We start from the raw sequence: 3,453 nt of genomic DNA, 5'->3' as shown, positions 1-3,453 counted from the left end.
ACGCTAGTCTAGGAATTGGCATCATTGCCACAATTACAGTCTTGCTTTATTCTAAGGGGCCTTTCCCAATTTCATATTTGCCAATCGGTGAACTTACAAGTGGCCTTGTGATGGGCGGTTTGATACCTCTTGGGGTCAATAGTGCCATTGCCGGTAGGCTAGATTTAGGGGTTTTAATCCATTCCCTTCCTTTTATCCTTGGTATCGGTTTGATAATGATGACCAACAATGCCAGCGATATAGAAAAAGATAAGAGGGCAAAAAGATATACCCTAGCTGTGGTCATGGGTAGGGAAAAAATCAGGATTTTATACAAAATTACTGTGGGACTTTGGATTGTAAGCCAGTTGGTTTTGACCTATTATCTGGCAGGATATATTTTTCTCGCCATAAACCTAATTTTGTTTATGATCACGGGGGCATTTATTAAAAAACTAATTTCTGACAGTCTTCTACCAGAAGCTAGGATGGGGCAGATGATGGCTATTGGCATGGCAAATGTTTTGATTAACGGCACTTACCTACTTTGCCTAGCTTTGAGTTTTATAGGATCTTAGGATGAATAAGAGCAAAAAGGTCTACGATATATTCCAAAATATATCGCCATATTACGATAGGGCCAACGATAGGATTAGCCTTGGTTTGCAGAAAAAACGGAAAAACAAATTTATAAGTGAGGTCCTAAAGACCATAAAGGAAGATTCCTATCTACTCGACCTTTGTTGTGGGACTGGGGATATAGGCCTTAGTTTGAAAGAAAAATCCCCTGCCAGAGTTGTGGGTGTGGATTTTTCGGAAAATATGCTAAAAATTGCTAAGGACAAGGCTAAGGGGCTTGATAATATATCCTTTGTAAAGGCTGATGCAAAAAATTTGCCCTTCCCAGATGAGACTTTTGATAATATGACCATTTCCTTTGGACTTAGGAATACTGATGACTATAGGAAAGTTTTGGAGGAGATGGTTAGGGTTGGAAAGGATGGAGCTTCTATCTATGTTATTGATTCGTTTTCGGTAGAAAATATCCTTATAAAACCATTTTATACCTTGTTTTTTAAGTATCTCATGCCGTTTTTGGGTGGGGGTCTTAAGAGATATAGGGATTATGCTTGGCTTTATGAGTCGACAAAACTCTTTATCAGTCCCAAGGATCTGGTGGAGATGTTTGAGTCTTTAGGATTAAAAAATATAGGGCTTAAAAAAATGCTCTTTGGCGCTTGTGTTATCGTAAAGGGAGAAAAAAATTAAACCAAAAAATTTATAACGGGGGAAACAATGAGTGAAGATAAGTTTGATGTTATAATTGTTGGAGGTGGTGTTGCAGGTCTTGCAGCATCCATAGTTTTAGCGGAAAATGATTTAGAAGTTTTATTGGTTGAAAGAGGAGATTACTGTGGAGCTAAAAATGTCACAGGCGGTAGGTTGTATGGTCACAGTCTAGAAAAAATTATACCTAACTTTGCTGATGAAGCTCCAATTGAAAGAAAAGTTGTTAAAGAAAAAATATCTATGATGAGCGAAAAATCCTCACTTGACATAGGTTACTCATCAAAAGAATTGGGTAAGGATAAGGATTCTTCATCATATGTGGTATTACATAGCAAGTTTGACCAATATTTGGCAGAAAAGGCCGAAGAGGCTGGAGTAGCCATTATTACAGGCGTACTTGTAGAAAAACTCCTATTAGAAGATGGCAAGGTAGTTGGTATTGACGCTACAGGCGAAGAAATGTACGCAGATGCAGTTATTATCGCCGATGGTGTAAATTCCCTTCTTTCTCAACAAATAGGTATCAAAAAAGAACTAGAACCAAACCAAGTAGCTGTTGGCGCCAAGGAAGTAATTGAATTATCTGAAGAGATTATAAACGAGAGATTCAACCTAGAAAGTGGCGAGGGAATGAGCTGGCTATCTTGTGGCGACCCAACCATGGGCGGTTTTGGTGGTGGCTTTATTTACACAAATAAGGACTCTGTATCAATAGGTGTTGTAGCAACCCTTTCAGATATCGGATACTCAAACACAAAATTGACCGACTTACTAGAAAGATTTAAGGAACATGACAGCGTAGCACCATTTATCAAGGGTGGTAAAACCATAGAATATTCTGCCCACCTAGTACCAGAAGAAGGTATCCACATGGTTCCTCAAATTTACGGAGATGGCTTCCTCGTAGTAGGAGACGCTGCAGGCTTCTGTATAAACCTAGGCTACACTGTAAGGGGTATGGATTTTGCAATCGAAAGTGGTAGGCTAGCTGCCCTTGCCATCCTAAGAGCTAAGGAAAAAGAAGATTTCAGCAAGGAAAGCCTAGCTGTTTACCAAGACTTAGTAAAGGATAGCTTTATCATGAAAGACCTTATGACCTTCAAAGCCTTCCCAACTATCCTAAGCAGGAGGGAAATCTTTAGCGACCTACCAGAAATTATAAATGACGTAGCTGGCAGGGCCTTTACCGTAAATGGTGGAGACAGCAAGGGCTTCATAATGGGAACAGTAAATGATCTTGCAACAAGGATTAGCGCAACACAACTATCAGACTTTATTTCTACTGTAATGGAGGCACTATAATGAAAAGAATGAGTGTAGAAGACAAGCTAGGTCTAAATATTTACCATACTGACGAATTTAATTCACATATTGATGTTGACCTAGAATTCAAAGATGAAGACGAAATAAAAAAATTAATCATAGCCTGCCCAGCAGCCTGCTATACCTATGTAGATGGTGTATTTAGCTTTTCTCACCTAGGCTGCTTGGAATGTGGTACCTGTAGGGTCTTATCCCACGGCAAAATCGTAAAAGATTGGAAACACCCACAAGGCGAAGTTGGCGTAACCTTTAGACAAGGTTAAGAAAAATTATAGAAAAATATAAAAAATGGACTTAACTAAGCCCTTACTTATCCTACAAAAATAACAATAGAAAACAACCCCTATTTGGACTTCCTGCTGGATTTCAAGCAGAAAAGCCAATGGGGGTTGTTTTTAAATCCTACATAAAGGTAGCGCCATCGCAATAGAGGATTTCGCCAGAAACGTAGGAAGCAAGGTCGCTAGCAAGGAATAAAACTGCCTTGGCAACATCTTCTGGTTCGCCAATCCTCTTTAGAGGAATCATTTGTTTAACAGGTTCGATTTGCTCTTTAGGCAAAACCTTCACCATGTCAGTGTTAGTCACACCTGGACCTACGGCATTAACCCTAATTCCATAAGGGCCAAGTTCCCTAGCAAGAGAAATGGTAAGTCCATTAATGGCAAACTTGCTAGTAGGGTAGGCAACACCTGTTGGTTGACCATTTTTAGACACCATAGATGAAAAGTTAATAATAGTTCCAGCCTTATTCTCCATAAAATGTGGGAGAAAATTGTGAATCATATTATAAGTGCCATTGACATTTATAGCCATAACCTGGGCAAAATGGTCAAGATCTGCATCCAAAGTTGGTATATT

At 39.2% G+C, this 3,453-nt stretch carries 5 protein-coding genes; 4 read left to right on the top strand and 1 reads right to left on the bottom strand.

The window, feature by feature from the left end; genetic code table 11:
- The 4 genes from RQ907_RS08155 to RQ907_RS08140 form a co-directional block, all read left to right on the top strand.
- On the top strand, positions 1-557 hold a 557-nt coding region (locus RQ907_RS08155; protein ID WP_311492876.1), incomplete at its 5' end, for a prenyltransferase.
- 1 nt (position 558) lies between these two features.
- Entirely contained in the window at positions 559-1,248 is a 690-nt protein-coding gene (locus tag RQ907_RS08150) for a ubiquinone/menaquinone biosynthesis methyltransferase (RefSeq protein WP_311492875.1), read from the top strand.
- Between the two features lie 27 nt (positions 1,249-1,275).
- Complete coding sequence (locus RQ907_RS08145) at positions 1,276-2,571, top strand: FAD-dependent oxidoreductase (protein ID WP_311492874.1); 1,296 nt, start codon at positions 1,276-1,278, stop codon at positions 2,569-2,571.
- Positions 2,571-2,855 (top strand): ferredoxin family protein, encoded by a 285-nt coding sequence (locus tag RQ907_RS08140; RefSeq protein ID WP_308748491.1) that lies wholly within the window; start codon positions 2,571-2,573, stop codon positions 2,853-2,855. The genes RQ907_RS08145 and RQ907_RS08140 overlap by 1 nt, the downstream gene beginning before the upstream one ends.
- A 139-nt stretch (positions 2,856-2,994) precedes the next feature.
- On the opposite strand, the gene RQ907_RS08135 is transcribed toward RQ907_RS08140, so the two are convergent.
- The coding region (locus RQ907_RS08135) for an SDR family oxidoreductase (RefSeq protein WP_311492873.1) at positions 2,995-3,453 on the bottom strand (459 nt) is incomplete at its 5' end.

Source organism: uncultured Anaerococcus sp. (assembly GCF_963510575.1).
In the GTDB taxonomy this organism is placed as follows: Bacteria; Bacillota; Clostridia; order Tissierellales; family Peptoniphilaceae; genus Anaerococcus.
Note: the sequence above shows the minus strand (reverse complement) of the source record. Positions and strands in the feature narration are given on the sequence as shown.

Bases quoted from the DNA above. Each gene is read 5' to 3' on its own strand.
- RQ907_RS08150 (WP_311492875.1), top strand. From the start codon at position 559: ATGAATAAGAGCAAAAAGGTCTACGATATATTCCAAAATATATCGCCA.
- RQ907_RS08140 (WP_308748491.1), top strand. From the start codon at position 2,571: ATGAAAAGAATGAGTGTAGAAGACAAGCTAGGTCTAAATATTTACCAT.
- RQ907_RS08145 (WP_311492874.1), top strand. From the start codon at position 1,276: ATGAGTGAAGATAAGTTTGATGTTATAATTGTTGGAGGTGGTGTTGCA.